15 protein-coding genes are annotated in these 14,278 nt (G+C 58.7%); 8 read left to right on the forward strand and 7 right to left on the reverse strand.

What is annotated here, in order from left to right:
* The first annotated feature begins 39 nt into the window (after positions 1 to 39).
* A complete protein-coding gene (locus tag JQN68_RS08225; protein WP_225071911.1) occupies positions 40 to 249 on the forward strand; it encodes a hypothetical protein in 210 nt (69 codons plus the stop codon).
* A gap of 6 nt (positions 250 to 255) precedes the next feature.
* Here the strand turns inward: JQN68_RS08225 and JQN68_RS08230 are convergent, their stop codons facing one another.
* The 4 genes from JQN68_RS08230 to JQN68_RS08245 all read right to left on the reverse strand — a co-directional run bounded on the left by JQN68_RS08230 (position 256) and on the right by JQN68_RS08245 (position 2,387).
* Complete coding sequence (locus JQN68_RS08230) at positions 256 to 699, reverse strand: macro domain-containing protein (protein WP_225071910.1); 444 nt, start codon at positions 697 to 699, stop codon at positions 256 to 258.
* A gap of 2 nt (positions 700 to 701) precedes the next feature.
* Complete coding sequence (locus tag JQN68_RS08235; protein WP_225071909.1) at positions 702 to 1,001, reverse strand: hypothetical protein; 300 nt, start codon at positions 999 to 1,001, stop codon at positions 702 to 704.
* Between the two features lie 48 nt (positions 1,002 to 1,049).
* Positions 1,050 to 1,307 (reverse strand): hypothetical protein, encoded by a 258-nt coding sequence (locus JQN68_RS08240; protein ID WP_225071908.1) that lies wholly within the window; start codon positions 1,305 to 1,307, stop codon positions 1,050 to 1,052.
* 555 nt (positions 1,308 to 1,862) lie between these two features.
* A complete protein-coding gene (locus JQN68_RS08245) occupies positions 1,863 to 2,387 on the reverse strand; it encodes a hypothetical protein (RefSeq protein ID WP_225071907.1) in 525 nt (174 codons plus the stop codon).
* Between the two features lie 369 nt (positions 2,388 to 2,756).
* Between JQN68_RS08245 and pgaA the strand changes: the two genes are divergently transcribed.
* The 5 genes from pgaA to zupT all read left to right on the forward strand — a co-directional run bounded on the left by pgaA (position 2,757) and on the right by zupT (position 9,901).
* Positions 2,757 to 5,231 (forward strand): poly-beta-1,6 N-acetyl-D-glucosamine export porin PgaA, encoded by a 2,475-nt coding sequence (gene pgaA / locus JQN68_RS08250; RefSeq protein WP_225071906.1) that lies wholly within the window; start codon positions 2,757 to 2,759, stop codon positions 5,229 to 5,231.
* A gap of 2 nt (positions 5,232 to 5,233) precedes the next feature.
* Positions 5,234 to 7,159 carry a poly-beta-1,6-N-acetyl-D-glucosamine N-deacetylase PgaB gene (pgaB, locus tag JQN68_RS08255; RefSeq protein WP_225071905.1) on the forward strand — a complete coding sequence of 642 codons (1,926 nt, stop codon included), beginning with the start codon at positions 5,234 to 5,236 and terminating at the stop codon, positions 7,157 to 7,159.
* Positions 7,156 to 8,442, forward strand: a complete 1,287-nt coding sequence (pgaC, locus tag JQN68_RS08260; protein ID WP_502799353.1) for a poly-beta-1,6-N-acetyl-D-glucosamine synthase — start codon at positions 7,156 to 7,158, stop codon at positions 8,440 to 8,442. Before pgaB ends, pgaC begins: the two co-directional genes overlap by 4 nt.
* Positions 8,439 to 8,888, forward strand: a complete 450-nt coding sequence (pgaD, locus tag JQN68_RS08265) for a poly-beta-1,6-N-acetyl-D-glucosamine biosynthesis protein PgaD (RefSeq protein ID WP_225071903.1) — start codon at positions 8,439 to 8,441, stop codon at positions 8,886 to 8,888. Before pgaC ends, pgaD begins: the two co-directional genes overlap by 4 nt.
* A 110-nt stretch (positions 8,889 to 8,998) precedes the next feature.
* Complete coding sequence (gene zupT, locus JQN68_RS08270; RefSeq protein WP_225071902.1) at positions 8,999 to 9,901, forward strand: zinc transporter ZupT; 903 nt, start codon at positions 8,999 to 9,001, stop codon at positions 9,899 to 9,901.
* Between the two features lie 59 nt (positions 9,902 to 9,960).
* Here zupT and JQN68_RS08275 read toward each other — a convergent pair whose 3' ends face one another.
* The 3 genes from JQN68_RS08275 to JQN68_RS14855 form a co-directional block, all read right to left on the reverse strand.
* Entirely contained in the window at positions 9,961 to 10,689 is a 729-nt protein-coding gene (locus tag JQN68_RS08275) for a Crp/Fnr family transcriptional regulator (protein ID WP_225071901.1), read from the reverse strand.
* 80 nt (positions 10,690 to 10,769) lie between these two features.
* Complete coding sequence (locus tag JQN68_RS08280; RefSeq protein ID WP_225071900.1) at positions 10,770 to 11,051, reverse strand: DUF2325 domain-containing protein; 282 nt, start codon at positions 11,049 to 11,051, stop codon at positions 10,770 to 10,772.
* A gap of 328 nt (positions 11,052 to 11,379) precedes the next feature.
* Positions 11,380 to 11,595 carry a FeoB-associated Cys-rich membrane protein gene (locus JQN68_RS14855; protein WP_225071899.1) on the reverse strand — a complete coding sequence of 72 codons (216 nt, stop codon included), beginning with the start codon at positions 11,593 to 11,595 and terminating at the stop codon, positions 11,380 to 11,382.
* 358 nt (positions 11,596 to 11,953) lie between these two features.
* Here JQN68_RS14855 and JQN68_RS08285 point away from each other — a divergent pair, with 358 nt between their 5' ends.
* Together JQN68_RS08285 and arsB are read left to right on the forward strand one after the other, a co-directional pair.
* On the forward strand, positions 11,954 to 12,886 hold the full coding sequence (locus tag JQN68_RS08285) for a septal ring lytic transglycosylase RlpA family protein (protein ID WP_225071898.1): 933 nt from the start codon (positions 11,954 to 11,956) through the stop codon (positions 12,884 to 12,886).
* 145 nt (positions 12,887 to 13,031) lie between these two features.
* Positions 13,032 to 14,219: an ACR3 family arsenite efflux transporter gene (arsB, locus tag JQN68_RS08290; RefSeq protein WP_225071897.1), complete on the forward strand. Its 1,188-nt coding sequence runs from the start codon at positions 13,032 to 13,034 to the stop codon at positions 14,217 to 14,219.
* Positions 14,220 to 14,278: the final 59 nt, after the last annotated feature.

Here is a 14,278-nt window from a genome sequence, read left to right on the forward strand (position 1 = left end):
AAGGCAGTGAACCCTCAAGACCAGAAAGGCAGGCTGAATATGGCAATGTCCGATGATCGTCTGCAGGCCCTGGAAAAAGTGGCTGAGACTGCACGCAATCTGGAACGACTTCTTTCCGGAACGGTCCATCCCGGCATTGAAAGTGAAAAACTGCTGTTGTTGGACGAATTGAAAAAGGCCGTTCATCGGCTTGACGATATCGAGGGAAAACGCGAACCGGTCGGCAAGCTTGAAAAATGGCAGGGTTGAGGTGAATCAGCTGCCATGTTTGTTGGGCTGACAGACGACTACGAAACGGTCGTCCAGATGGCGGGTCAGCACCGGTTGAACCTCTTTCCAGGATAACCCTCCTGCGCCGCAACCGGGCCGTGGCAGAACCACCAGCGGCCAGCATCGGCGATCCGTCAGGTCTCGCAATTGCCGGCAGGATCGTTCGATGAGCCGGACATCCGGCACCTCGAAAGGGCTGTTCTCAACCGGAAAGCTGACCACGCCACCGCCGAGTTCGTGCACCACGTTGCCTGCGGCCTTGAGCAAAGCGCCAAGGTGCAATGCCAGATCCGGAAAGCGATCCCGCGCCTGGCGGGCGCAGCCCCGCAACATCACCGCCGCGCCGCGGCGGTCGACCTGGCCGCCGGTGGTAATGACGATGACGGCGCGGTTGTGCCAATCCCACAGATCAGCCTTGATTTCCCGCATGCCTACACATCCTGTCGCAAGACTTCTCGCATCGACTCCAGCAAAAAATCGTATACCTCCTCCCGCGTCACGAGGCAGACGGGCAAGACGCTGTTCAGCAGTTCCTCCAATTCCCGCAGAATGCCTTGTTCCCGGGTCTGGAGGGCAGCCATGACCGCCTCGAGCATGGGAACCACTTCGTAGAGATTGTTGCGGTCAAAGGGTGCTGCATCCGGCTTGCCCGAAAACCGGGGCAAGTCCCGGGTCGCTTTGTTGCGCGGGTAACGATACCAGAGATCGGAAGGTTTGATGGTGATGTTCATGGCATCCTCCAAGATCGAACGCCGTAGGGCGGACTTTTTGCGGCGCCATCATTCATGACAGCCGCCGCAGGCTTTGCCGTGGTGGCAGGCGGGACGGCATTCCGCGGCTCCGGAGGGGGCTTGTGCCGCCTCCAGGGTTTGTCGCAGTTGCTGGAGGCTGGCGGATTCAATTCGCCAGATGCCTTGATCTTCCCGGCCCGCGAGACGGCCGCGTTTGACATGCAGCAGGACATTGACAGGGGTGGTGCCCAGTTGTCGGGCGGCATCTTCCAGTAAAACCAACTCGGCTTCCGTAATTTCCGTCATGTTGGGGTCTCCTTTGAGCCGCGGGGCTGTAAGTGTTGCCTGGGTGATACCAGAAACAGAGCTTGCAGGCATCGGACCAGTTTTCCTTCGGCCCTGAAAAAAAGCTCGTCCATGTTCCAGGGGTTCATCAGGGGGCGGCTGGTACTTTCTCCGGGAGGTTTTTGACATGGCCACCGGATCGATAAAACCTAATGTAATTTATTGAAATTTTTTCTAAAAAACATGAATTTATTTAGAATTTTAGTTTTTGCTGTCGAATCCGGGAAGGGGGGCGGTTTGTCCGGCGCCCGGAGAAAACTCAAATGGGATGGAAACAAGGGCGATGGTTCTTGAAAGGATGGTGGTCGAGCTGGTCGCTGGGAAAAAAGTCGGATCGAATCGTATGGTGAATGGCGAGCAGCACGATGAGGAAGGTGCCTGAAAAAATGGCAATCATGATGTCGATCTGAGTATATGCACCGGCAAAAAATCAGGGACCCGGTTATTCAACTCCCGGGTCCCGGTTCAGAGAGCCTGTTTGATAAGTTGGACAGTTCCCGCAGCGACTTGGCAGGGTCAGCGCCCACGTCTGCCGTGATCGCCCCTCGATCCGGGATGGTGACGCCCCGGTTCGGAGCGGCCCCGGTCATGCTGTCCCCGGTATGGCCCCGGTGCCGGGCGGTAATGCTGTCCATGGTAACGATGCGGAGCTTTTCGGTAGCGCAGGTATTCCGCATCCCGGATGCGGACCAGGTCACGGTGGCGTCGCCGGGCCAGTCCCGGGGGCAGATGGCGGGGCGCAACTTTGTACCAGGGCCCCTGGTAATAGGGGGAACGATACCATTGCCGGTTATGGTAGGAATAGTAGGTGCCCTGCACCCAGAACATGTCGAAGGGCACCCCTACGGCCACATAGAACCCGTAGCCCGGCGGGGCCAAAAACAGAGGCGGTTGGGCTACGACCACCGGCGCGGGAGCCACCACCACCGGCGGCGGATAGGGGTTGCCGATGCGGATGCCGAGATCCACATTCACGTTGCCGGCGTGGGCTGTCGAGGTACCGGCGGCGAGCAGCAGCAATACGAGGAGCTTTTTCATCATGGCCATCCTTTTGTCTAAATTCAGCGTGTCGTGCGGTCGAAAAGATCTTCGGAACTGTCCGAATCCCGACCATGTCCAGAGGGCAACCGGGAAGGCTGCCGGTATCGCTTCCTTTGTTGACTTGGACGCCGCTGCCGGGCAATGGTTTACCGTCAATAAATAAATGCCGAGCAAGAGGGCGATTGCGCAGAATTTGCTTGATTTTTTTATTCCCATTTTTTAATTGATGAATGTGCTTCACATTTTTCACTGTTCATGTAAGCTTTTCGCCACCTGCAATCGGGCGTTGGTCCGGTCCCTCGGCATTTCGGCAGAGGACGCGTCTCGGACCGGCTTGTGAATGGTGTTCTCTTGGAGAGGGTTGAAAACATGCCCCATATGGAATTTTCCAGTCTTTTTGGTGTGCTGCGCAGCAGATTGGTGGGATTCGGACCGGTCGCTCTGGGCCTGATCGTGTTGCTGGTCGCCTCGGCCGCTGTGGCCGATAGTCCGCCTCCGACCATGAGTCGCGAAGCGGCGGTGCTGGCGGCGCGGGAAGGGCGTTTCGATCCGGCCATCGCCGCCTTGGCGGAACAGGTCCGGCAGGCTCCGGCAGATCGAGGGTTGCTGTATGATTATCTGGCGGTCCTCAGTTGGGCGGAGCGGGATGGGGAAGTGGCGCGTCTGCAGGAAGGGCTCGATATGGAGAACGCCCCTCTGTTCACGGTGGCCGCGGTGGCCAAATCCCTGCGCCGCCTCGGTGACTGGGATGGCGCTGAAAAGATGTATCGCCTGGGCGTGCGGCAGTTCCCGGAGGAGATCGATCTCCAGGCCGGGCTGGTTCTGACCGTGACCGATGCCGGGCGGCCCGTAGAGGCCCTGCGCCTGGCCGAGGAATTGGTCAAACACCATCCCCAGGCACCGGAAGCTCTGATGGCCCAGGCCTATGCCGCCGAGGCCGCGGACCACCTGTTCATCGCTCTGCGCTCCTACCAGCAGATTCTCAGTCGCAACCTGCTGCATCGCGACGCGCGGCGACAGCAAATCCTGCTGCTGCATAAACTTGGCGCGGCGCATTGGGCTCGAGAACTGGCGCAACGCTATCCGGGGACCCTATCCGAGGAAGAGTGGCGCCAGGTGCGGGGCAGTGCCGATGCCCTGGCGGTACGCTGGGGAAGTCTGCCGCCGGTTTCCGAGGCGAACCGTTTTGCCGACAGCGATCGGGCCTTGGCGCAACTGGCGGCGACCATGGCCGCCCCGGAGTGCCAGGGGGACGCCGGCCGGCAATGCATGCTGCGGGCCCGTACCGACCGACTGGTTGCCCTGCGGGATCGCTACCGCATGGACGAAGTGGTGACCGAATATCAGGTGCTGCGCCAGGAAGGGGTGAATTTGCCGCCCTATGCCCTGGAGGCCGTGGCCGATGCCCTGCTTTACCAGCGCCAACCGGAGCAGGCCCGGGATCTTTACCGGGAAATCATCCGCCAGGATCCGGAAGCCTATGAAGCGCGCCTGGGCCTGTTTTTTGCTTTGATTGAAACGGAAGATTTCCGTTCAGCGCAGAAATTGGTGGAAGAGATGGCCGCCGCCGAACCTCTTTGGCTGCATGCGGGTGGCATGACGGAGCGCCGTGCCAATTGGCGGCGACTGGAAACGGAAACTTTTTCCGCCTTGGGCCATTTTTTTGCCGATGATTTTGCCGAGGCGGAACGTCGCCTGACGGCTATGACCGATGAAGCGCCGGCCAACCCCGATCTGCTTCGGGAACTGGGAACCGTGTATCTCGGTCGCGGTTGGCCGCGGCGGGCTTTGGAGGTGTTCGAACTCGGCTTGGCTCTGGCTCCGGAACATCGTGGTTTGCGCACCGGTCATGCCGAGGCCCTGCTGGAACTGCGGCAATTTGGCCTGGCCGGGAAATCGATTACCGCTTTGTTGGCTGAATACCCCGAGGATCGCCAGGTGCAGCGCTTGGGCAAGTTGTGGCAGGTACGCAACATGCATGAACTGCGCCTCGATGTCGGCTATGGGGACAGCAGCGGAGATGTTGAAGGCGATCAAGACTGGAATGTGAGCGGCATGCTCTTCAGTCGGCCATTTAAGGATCGTTTTCGCCTGTTCGCCGGTATCGGCTACTCCTGGGCCGGCTTTCCCGAGGGCGATGGTGACTGGCAGCGGTACGGCGTTGGCTTGGAATACGCCAGCCAGCTCCTCGAGGCCAGCACCGAGGTTAACTTCAATGCCGGGGATGCCAGCCATCCAGGCCTGCGTATCGCGACCCTGTGGCATCTGAACGATCATTGGTCGGTGCCGGCGGTGGCGGAAATATTCAGCCGCGATACGCCCCTGCGGGCCATACGGAATGGCGTACGGGCCAACGCTTTCAGTCTGGGCGTCAACTATCGCGCCCATGAAAGCCGGGCCCTCCGACTCAACGGCCAGGTTATGGATTTCAACGACGGCAACTTTCGTGCCAGCCTCGGTCTGTCCGGCGAGCAGCGCCTGCTGACCTGGCCCAAGCACAAACTGACTGCCTTCGGTGAAGTGACCGCTTCCAGTAACAGCATCGACGATGCGGCCTATTTTAACCCCGATTCGGATCTGACCCTGCTCGGTGGCCTGGAACATCTGTGGCGCATCTATCGACGTTATGAGCGTTCCTTCCATCAACGGGTTCGGGTCTCAGGTGGCCATTATTCTCAGGAAGGCTACAGCGGCGACTATCTTCTTGGCTTTGAATATGCTCATCTTTGGGAAGCCGACTACCGCTTCAGTTTGGCCTACGGCGTCGGTCGTGACCGGAGAGTTTATGATGGCGACCCCGAGTGGCGCACTTACGGTTTTCTGTCCCTGAACTGGAGGTTCTGAACATGATCCGTTGGGTATTTGCTCTGGTCTTGACGGTTCTGCTTTGCGCCTCGCCGGTCTGGGCAGGGGATTTTCTGGTCTTGTGCTATCACGATGTCGCGGATATCGCGGATGACCCTGATGGCATGACTATCTCCACCGATCGGTTGGTGCAGCATTTCAGCTGGCTGCGCGCCGAAGGTTATCAGGCGGTCCGCGTCGACGATCTGCTGGCCGCCCAACGCGGCGAGAGATCCCTGCCGGACAAGGCTGTCCTGATTACCTTTGATGACGGCTACGTCAGTTTTCATCAGCGGGTTTTGCCCCTGCTCAAGGCCTTTGAAATGCCGGCAGTGCTGGCTTTGGAAGGCAGTTGGCTGGATGCTCCGCCGGATGCTCTGGTGCGGTATGGCGAACAGATGGTTCCCCGGCAGCGCTTTCTCAGTTGGGAACAACTGCGCGAGATAACCGCCTCCGGGTTGGTGGAAATTGCTTCCCACGGCTACGGCTTGCATTATGGAGAGGTATCCAATCCCCAAGGCAATGTCAAACCGGCCATGGTCAGCCGCCGCTATGATCCCGAACTTGGCAGCTATGAGTCCGATCCGGACTTTCTGGCCCGTATCCGTCGTGGCCTGAAAACCAACAGTGACTTGCTGCAGCGGAACCTTGGCGTCCGTCCGCGGGTCATGGTTTGGCCCTTCGGACGGTTCAATGAGCCGGCCCTGAACATGGCCCGGGACTTGGGCATGCCCATTGCCATGACCCTGGAATACGGCAAGAATCGGGTCGAAGATCTGTCCCGTATCAACCGCTACCTGATAGAGGGAGACCAACTCCTGGATGACCTGGCTTTCGATTTGCGCCGACCAGTCAAGGAACGACCCCATCGAGCCGTCCAGGTCGACCTCGACTATGTCTACGATCCGGATCCCGAACAGCAGGAGCGCAATCTGGGCCAACTGGTGGATCGCATCCATCGCCTGCAGATCTCCACGGTATACCTCCAGGCCTTTGCCGATCCCGATGGTGACGGTACCGCCGACGCCCTCTATTTTCCCAACCGTTATCTGCCCATGCGCGCCGATTTGTTTAACCGTGTGGCCTGGCAGCTGATAACCCGGGCGGGCGTAGAAGTTTATGCCTGGCTGCCGATTCTGGGGTTCAATCTCGGTGACGAAAGTTGGCTGGTCCAAGCGGAGGGTCGGTCGGAGGGCTCTCCGGAACACGGACTCTTTCGGCGTTTGTCGCCCTTCGATCCGCGTGCCCGCGAGGCCATCTTGAATATCTATGAAGATTTGGCTCGACACGCTCAGTTCGATGGTCTCATGTTTCACGATGACGGTGTCCTGGACGATTATGAGGATGCCCATCCCGAGGCCTTGCGCTGGTACGGCATGGTTCACGGTCTGCCGCCTTCCATTGCCGAGATCAGGCAGAATCCCGCGGCCATGTCCCGCTGGAGCCAGGCCAAAACCCAGGCTCTTATCGAAATCACGGAGGCCGCGGCGGCGCGGGTGCGCATCTGGCGGCCGCGCCTGAAAACCGCCCGCAATATTTTTGCCTCCCCGGTGCTGGATCCCGCCGCGGAGACCTGGTTTGCCCAGAGTCTGCCGGAATTCCTTAAACACTATGATTTCGTCTGCGTCATGGCCATGCCGTACATGGAGCAGGCCGCGGACCCCAAGGGCTGGATGCGGAAGGTAGTGGAGCAGGTCCGGGCGCAGCCCGAGGGTCTGAAAAAAACCGTTTTCATCCTGCAGAGCCGGGACTGGCGGGAGCCGGCCCGCTTTATTCCCAGCCAGGAACTGGCGGCCACCATGCGTTCCCTGCAACGCCAAGGCGCGTTGAACTTCGGCTATTATCCGGATGACTTTCCCGTCGATCAGCCGCGGGCGGAGGTCATCCATCGGGCATTTTCCCTGCAAACCTTTCCCCATCGGCCATGATTATGACCTATTCCATCAGTGACATATTGCTGGGTTTCGCCTACTACTATCCGCTCTTCATGGCGTACCTGTGGCTTGTTGGCGCCCTTTACTTCTACCTGCGCTGGGAGTACCGCAAGGGACTGCCGTCGCAACCGCCGGCGCTGCCGGAGTATCCCCTGGTATCCATCATCGTGCCCTGCTTCAACGAGGCCTTTCAGGTTTCGGATACCATTGAAAACCTGGAGGATTCGGCCTATCCCAATTTTGAGATTCTGGCCGTCAACGATGGCAGCCAGGACAACACCGGCGCCATCCTGGATGAAATGAGCAGCCGCTGTCCCCATCTGCGGGTCGTGCATCTGAATGCCAACCAGGGCAAAGCCATGGCCTTGCGGGCCGCGGCCCTGGTGGCGCGGGGCGAATACCTGGTTTGCATCGATGGCGATGCCCGGCTCGATCGGCATGCCGTGCACTGGATCATGAATCACTTCCTGACCGGCCCGCGGGTCGGCGGGGTGACCGGCAATCCGCGCATCCGCACCCGTTCCACGCTGTTGGGGCGCATTCAGGTCGGCGAATTTTCCGCCATTCTCGGCCTCATTAAGCGGGCCCAGCGGATTTATGGTCGGGTTTTCACCGTATCCGGGGTGGTCAGCGCCTTTCGACGCTCGGCCCTGCACCAGGTCGGCTACTGGAGCGACGACATCATGACCGAGGACATCGATATCAGTTGGCGCCTGCAACTCAACCACTGGGATATCCGCTTCGAACCGCGGGCTCTGTGTTGGATCCTGATGCCGGAAACCCTGCGGGGATTGTGGCGCCAGCGGTTGCGTTGGGCGATTGGCGGAGACCAGGCGCTGCTGCGCTATCTGCCCCAAATCCTCAAGTGGAAATCCCGGCGCATGTGGGGGGTCTGCCTGGAATATTTCGTCAGCATTCTCTGGGGCTATACCATGCTGGCGGTGGTGCTGCTGTGGCTGCTGGGACTGTTCCTCAATCTGCCGCCGGAAATGGTGGTGGTATCCCTGGTCCCGGCCTGGCCCGGGATGGTGCTGGCCATGACCTGTCTGCTGCAGTTTGCCGTCAGTCTGCTGCTGGACCGGCATTACGATGAGAGACTGTTCCGGAACTATTTCTCCATGGTCTGGTATCCCCTGGCCTATTGGATCATCAACTGGCTGACTTCCGTGGCGGCCCTGCCTAAAGCCATGCTGCGGCCACGCGGGAAGCGGGCACGCTGGGTTACCGTGGATCGAGGCATCTCCGACTTGGAAAGCAGACAGGGAGGTCCGGCATGAGACCGTTGATTATCGAACGTCCGCAAAAGCAGACCCGCTCGCAGCGCTGGGGGTATCGGGCCATCACGGTTTTGTTCTGGGCCCTGTTCGCCTATTTCATCCGCCCGGTTTTGACCCTGGCGGCCTGGCTGCTGGGCTATTACCGGTTTCAGGAGATCATGATCGGCGCCCATGGTTGGGAGGAGTTGGTGCGGTTGCTGCTGGTCTACAGTGCGGTTATTTTGACCATGACGCTGGTGCTGATCGGCTGGAGCCTTTATAATCTGGTGCGTTTCGGCCGTCACGAAAAACGGGTTACACCACCGGCCAGAATTCCGGTTGAGGTATTGGCCGGCCATTTCGGTGTGACCCTGGAGCAGGTTAGGCAGTGGCAGGATGCGCGACGACTGATCCTCCATTACAATGATGAGGGGGCCATTGTCGATGGGCGCAGCCTGTCGGGCTAAACAAGGCTCCTTCGTTCCCTTGAAATTCGCCTATACAGAACAGAAGCTTTGGGAACGGTGCGATGATGGGATCGGCCTGCAACGGCACCGGGGCTGTCGAGGGGACAGACATGAGAGAGATCCTGATTGCATTTGGTTTGACACTGTTTGCCGGCATGGCCACCGGTATCGGCAGTGCCATTGCGTTTTTCGCCAAGCGCACCAATTACCGGTTTCTTTCCGTGGCAACGGGTTTTTCCGCGGGAGTGATGCTTTACGTGTCCTTCGTGGAAATTTTCTTCAAAGGCCAAGAGGCCCTGGTCGAGGCTTTCGGTTCGGGATGGGGCAACTGGATCAACGTCATTTCCTTTTTTTCCGGAATTGCGCTTATCGGTCTCATCGACAACCTGATTCCGGCGGCAGAAAACCCCCACGAAACCCCCTCGGAAGAGATGACGGCTCCTTTACATCCTTCGGTGCCCTGTCCCGGGGGGAACAACGAGCGAGTCCTACACTTCCAACGAGGCCTGGCAGGGGTGGAAAGCGAGGCTCAGCGCAATCGCAAACTGACCCGCATGGGTCTGTTCACCGCCCTGGCCATTGCCATTCACAACTTTCCCGAGGGATTGGCAACCTTTCTCGCTGCTCTGCACGATCCCAAACTAGGCCTGGCCATCGCCGTCGCCATTGCCCTGCATAACATCCCCGAGGGTATCAGCGTTTCCGTGCCCATCTATTACGCCACCGGAAAACGCCGGCTGGCTTTCGCCTATTCGCTTTTGAGCGGTATGGCGGAACCGGTCGGCGCCGCCATCGGATATTTGGGGTTGCGTCTTTTTCTCGGGGATGAAACGGGCGCCATTCCGCCCGAGGTAATGGGAATCCTGTTCGCGGGCGTGGCAGGCATCATGGTGTACATCAGCCTCGACGAATTGTTGCCGACGAGTCAGGCTTACGGCAAGGGGCATGACAGCCTTTTCGGCCTGCTGGGAGGAATGATGGTCATGGCCTTGAGTCTGCTGCTGATGCAGTAACAACGAGCGTCGGCGATTTTCCCCACCCCGGAGGTCTCAAGCATCATATTCACAAGTTTTCAAATGCATTCGGCCAGGCGCTGCAGTTTTTCGTGATTCCTGATTTTGGCGCACCCCCGCTCATAACGGATAATCCCCTCATCATGCATGCGTGAAAGGGTACGGGAAAGGGTTTCCCGGGCCATGCCCAGTTCCCGTGCGCGCTGAGAAATGGGGCTCAGATTAATCTTGCCCTGCCCCTGCTGAAGCAGATGCCTGGCCACCAGCACCGTCGCCGAGCGAGCCTTGGTCAGACAGGCTTGGCAGTTGGCCTGTTCCAGGCATTCCCCCAGATGAACGATAATTTGCAGGCTCAGGTCATAAAATTGCCTGAGAACATGTTCAAAGCCGGTTATCGGGACGATGAGCAGCCGGGTTTTTTCCGCCGCTTCGGCGAAGGTGTCGGGGCGCCCATCCTCTGCAGGGCCATTTCTGCAGGGACACAGCATTTCTCCCTCATCGATGAAACGCATGCTGCGTTCCTGACCCTCGACATCCATCAGAAACAGACGGATGCGTCCTTGCAACACAAAGATGAAGGCCTCGGGACGGTTCTCGGGGGACAGCAACGTTTCCCCTTTGTCGATGTTGCGCAAGCGTCCGGCGAGGAGGGTATGCAGGGCTACTTCCGGCGGCAAGTTGCGGAAAATCCTGCTGCTGCGAATCTGCCTCCAGTCTTCAAGGTGGAGGCCCGGTCGCAGTTTGCCACAGCATTTGTTCTCTACCGTTGGATCACTCCAGGTTGCCATGCAACGGCACTCCCAATGGATTACCGGAACCTTTCAGCCCCGGGATGGCCAGGCAAAACCAGTCTGTTCAAGCTGGCTGCCTACATGGACAGGGTGTTGATCTTATCGGCCAATTCGCTCCAGCAACGGCGGCAGTGGATGACGGGCAGGCCACAGGACTTGGCTTTTTCCTTCAGTTTGCGTGCTGCCGTGTGATGCAGAAAGTCAGTGAAAAACAGAACTGCCTCAACGTGGGTGGGAATGGTATTCCGGGTGGTGTTGGGCGTGCGTCCCGACCAATGGGTGATGCGGGTCACCCCCAGGTCCACCAGGCGGGGAATCAGAGCATTGATGCGGTCGGCGCCGACAATCAGGATGGACATGGCTGGATTCCTTTCTCATGGCTTCGTGGGAATAGTGTTTTTGGCCCGGGCCAGACTGAAAAGAAAGCAGATGCCCTTGGCGGCCGGACGATGGGTACATGGTAATAATAAAACAGGGTCTGTCATTAATCTGTGATTTGAGTCACGAAAATGAAAATTATTTTCAAGAAAAGGGCAATTTTCTGCTCGCAGGCCATAAGGATGGTTTTCAATGATGCCAGGGAAAATCGACCCCGGAACTGGCTTCCGGGATCGATGGGATCAGGGGCTCTGGATCGGGCCTGGCCGGCCGGAAGACCTGGCGTCCTGCAGTTTGAACGGTGCGCCGTTATTGCGGGGCATGGCGCGGCCGATCCTCTGCAGCCGACGCTTCGCAGCCTGTTTTCTGCCTGCCGTTGGCGTTTGCCGACGGGTTGCTGGTTCTGCAGGAACAGCCGTTGCCACCTCCGCCGCAGCAGCCCGGACTGCGCCCCTGCCGCCAGCAATGGCGGACCAACCAAGCCAGGGCCAGAAAAATTATCAGTAGAATGATGGTCAGTTGCATGATTTCTCCCGGATCAATGGAGCCTGGTCGGCCATGAGACTAAAGCTCCCCCGACTTGGTAGACGACGATGACCAAACCCGGGGCCGGAAGGAAACTGCCGGCCATAGGGCGACATGGCTGTAATTCTTTGGTTGGCCATGATCGTCACTCCTTTGCCATCTTTGGCGTGAAATTGAAAACGGTTTTCAAAATAGTCGATTATTTCATTTCTGTCAAGGAAAAAAGACCTCTTTGGAACGGTGCCGTCAGGCCCCGTCCGAGACATTTTCCCTCTTGCCAAAAACCCGGGAAGCGGGCAGACTTTCCCGCATATGGTTGGCTTGGTGCGTACCTGTTTCATGCCAGGGGGAGGTTGGGATGTGGCGTTTTGGCGGATGGCTGGTTTGCGGGTTGATGTTGACCGGATGTGCTTCGGCTCAGGGGCGGGCGATGCACCGGGAATTTCCCATGGTCCTTGACCGGCCCCAGGTCGTTACGCCGGTGGTGGACCAGGCAACGACCCGGCCGGTTGATGCGACCGGGGAGGGCTATACCTGTGTGGTACCGACCTTGGGAGAGCGCTGGCAGCGAGCCTACGAGGTAGCCGGTAAATTCTATCAGCCGATTCTTAACTGCTCCGGATTTATGCAACAGGGCATCGCCAGTTGGTATGGGGACGATTTCCACGGCAAATTGACTTCCAATGGCGAAATCTTTGATATGAACGCCATTTCCGCCGCACACAAGACCTTGCCCCTGGGCATTTGGGTGAAGGTAACCAATCTCGGCAACGGCAAGGAGTTGGTCCTGCGGGTCAATGATCGCGGCCCCTACTTCAAGGATCGGGTGTTGGATCTGTCCAAAGCGGCTGCCAAGGAATTGGGTTTTTATCAGGTGGGCACCACGCCCATTCTCATTGAAGCGCTGGGCTATGCCCCATCAGAGCAGATGCTGGCAGATGGTGCCGGGAGCGCAGCTCCGATCTCCGCTTCCCCTTTCCGGGCCGGCGAGATCATCCATGGTTCTTCCTCCAAAGCCGGCGAGTTCACTCCGGATCAGGTTCGGCCGCGCTACGCCGTCCAGGTAGCGGCCTTTCAGAGCCCGGAAAAAGCCGAAGCGGTGTTTCGGACCGTGCAGGACAGATTTTCCGGTGCGGTACTCAAGCCCCTGATGTCGGGCGGCAATCAATTTTTCAGTATCCGTATCGAACCTTTTGCCAGTCGTCAGGAGGCAGAAGCCGCCCGGCAGGCCTTGACTGAAATCGGCTTTCCCGGCAGCATGATCGTGCTGGATAATTTTGAAACGGTCTGACGCCGGACTGTTGACCTGAGCCGGGATGAGCCAGGTAATGCTCACCCGGCTTTTTGGGGCTTGATAAATCCGGAAAAACGGATATATAATAACATACGTAACAAGTCGGCTATTTATTCTGGAATCGGACAGAGGAGTTTTGGCCATGTCGCATCCTGACAACGCAATGAGCGAACGCAAAATGAGCAATATCTTCGAACGATACCTGACGGTCTGGGTGGGGTTGTGCATCCTGGGTGGGATCTCCCTCGGCAAAATCGCTCCGGATCTGGCCCATACCCTGGACGGGATGGCCATCAGCGTCAAGGGGGCACCGGTGGTGTCCATTCCCATTGCAGTCTGCCTGTTTTTCATGATGTATCCGATTATGGTAAAAATCGATTTCGCCTCGGTGGTTCAGGCGGGGAAGAGCGGCAAACCGGTTTTTCTGACCCTGTTCATCAACTGGGCCATCAAGCCCTTCACCATGTACGGTATTGCGGCCGTGTTTCTGGGGGTGCTGTTTCATGGATTTATCGGACCGGAGGCCATGGATCTGGTCAAAATGCCCTTTGGCCTGGATTTGCCCGTGGGGGCGGTGCACGGTGCCGGGACCGTGGTGCTGCATGAAGGGGTGAAAATGCTGCAGATCCCCCTCTGGCGCAGCTATCTGGCCGGGGCCATCCTTCTCGGTATCGCCCCCTGCACCGCCATGGTGCTGGTCTGGGGCTATCTGGCGCGGGGCAATGACGGTCTGACTCTGGTCATGGTGGCCATCAATTCCCTCACCATGCTGGTGCTCTACGGGGTGCTGGGCGGCTTTCTCCTCGGTGTCGGCCGGTTGCCCGTGCCCTGGCAGGCACTGCTGTTGTCCATCGCCATTTATGTGGCCTTGCCCCTGGTCTCGGGGTATTTCTCGCGGCGCTGGATCATCGCCGCCAAGGGCGAGACCTGGTTTAGGGAGAAGTTTCTTCATGTGCTGACTCCGGTGACCATCGTCGCGCTGTTGACCACCCTGGTGCTGCTGTTCAGCTTCAAGGGTGAGGTGATCCTGGCCAATCCCCTGACCATTGTCTGGATTGCGGTGCCCCTGTTCCTGCAGACGGTGTTGATCTTCGGTCTCGGCTACGGCCTGGCCAAATTGATCGGCCTGAATTATCGGGATGCCGCGCCGGCCGCCATGATTGGTGCTTCCAACCACTTTGAGGTGGCCATCGCCACGGCGGTCATGTTGTTCGGCTTGTCTTCGGGAGCGGCCCTGGCGACCGTGGTAGGCGTGCTGATCGAGGTCCCGGTGATGCTGATGCTGGTCAATGTCTGCCGGCGCACCTCGGGCTGGTTCCAGTCGGCGTGACATGCCTGGCTGCCGGATCAAAGCCCGGACCGGTTCCGGGCTTGGTGCATCTCAACGGG

Source organism: Desulfuromonas sp. CSMB_57 (assembly GCF_020194955.2).
Classification (GTDB): Bacteria; Desulfobacterota; Desulfuromonadia; order Desulfuromonadales; family Syntrophotaleaceae; genus JAFCIY02.

What these genes read in the sequence shown, in the direction of transcription:
- zupT (WP_225071902.1), top strand. Translation starts at nt 8,999, where the DNA reads ATGAGAGAGATCCTGATTGCATTTGGTTTGACACTGTTTGCCGGCATG.
- JQN68_RS08275 (WP_225071901.1), bottom strand. Translation starts at nt 10,689, where the DNA reads ATGGCAACCTGGAGTGATCCAACGGTAGAGAACAAATGCTGTGGCAAA.
- pgaA (WP_225071906.1), top strand. Translation starts at nt 2,757, where the DNA reads ATGCCCCATATGGAATTTTCCAGTCTTTTTGGTGTGCTGCGCAGCAGA.
- JQN68_RS08230 (WP_225071910.1), bottom strand. Translation starts at nt 699, where the DNA reads ATGCGGGAAATCAAGGCTGATCTGTGGGATTGGCACAACCGCGCCGTC.
- JQN68_RS08280 (WP_225071900.1), bottom strand. Translation starts at nt 11,051, where the DNA reads ATGTCCATCCTGATTGTCGGCGCCGACCGCATCAATGCTCTGATTCCC.
- JQN68_RS08235 (WP_225071909.1), bottom strand. Translation starts at nt 1,001, where the DNA reads ATGAACATCACCATCAAACCTTCCGATCTCTGGTATCGTTACCCGCGC.
- arsB (WP_225071897.1), top strand. Translation starts at nt 13,032, where the DNA reads ATGTCGCATCCTGACAACGCAATGAGCGAACGCAAAATGAGCAATATC.
- JQN68_RS08285 (WP_225071898.1), top strand. Translation starts at nt 11,954, where the DNA reads ATGTGGCGTTTTGGCGGATGGCTGGTTTGCGGGTTGATGTTGACCGGA.
- pgaB (WP_225071905.1), top strand. Translation starts at nt 5,234, where the DNA reads ATGATCCGTTGGGTATTTGCTCTGGTCTTGACGGTTCTGCTTTGCGCC.
- JQN68_RS08240 (WP_225071908.1), bottom strand. Translation starts at nt 1,307, where the DNA reads ATGACGGAAATTACGGAAGCCGAGTTGGTTTTACTGGAAGATGCCGCC.
- JQN68_RS08245 (WP_225071907.1), bottom strand. Translation starts at nt 2,387, where the DNA reads ATGATGAAAAAGCTCCTCGTATTGCTGCTGCTCGCCGCCGGTACCTCG.
- JQN68_RS08225 (WP_225071911.1), top strand. Translation starts at nt 40, where the DNA reads ATGGCAATGTCCGATGATCGTCTGCAGGCCCTGGAAAAAGTGGCTGAG.
- pgaC (WP_502799353.1), top strand. Translation starts at nt 7,156, where the DNA reads ATGATTATGACCTATTCCATCAGTGACATATTGCTGGGTTTCGCCTAC.
- JQN68_RS14855 (WP_225071899.1), bottom strand. Translation starts at nt 11,595, where the DNA reads ATGCAACTGACCATCATTCTACTGATAATTTTTCTGGCCCTGGCTTGG.
- pgaD (WP_225071903.1), top strand. Translation starts at nt 8,439, where the DNA reads ATGAGACCGTTGATTATCGAACGTCCGCAAAAGCAGACCCGCTCGCAG.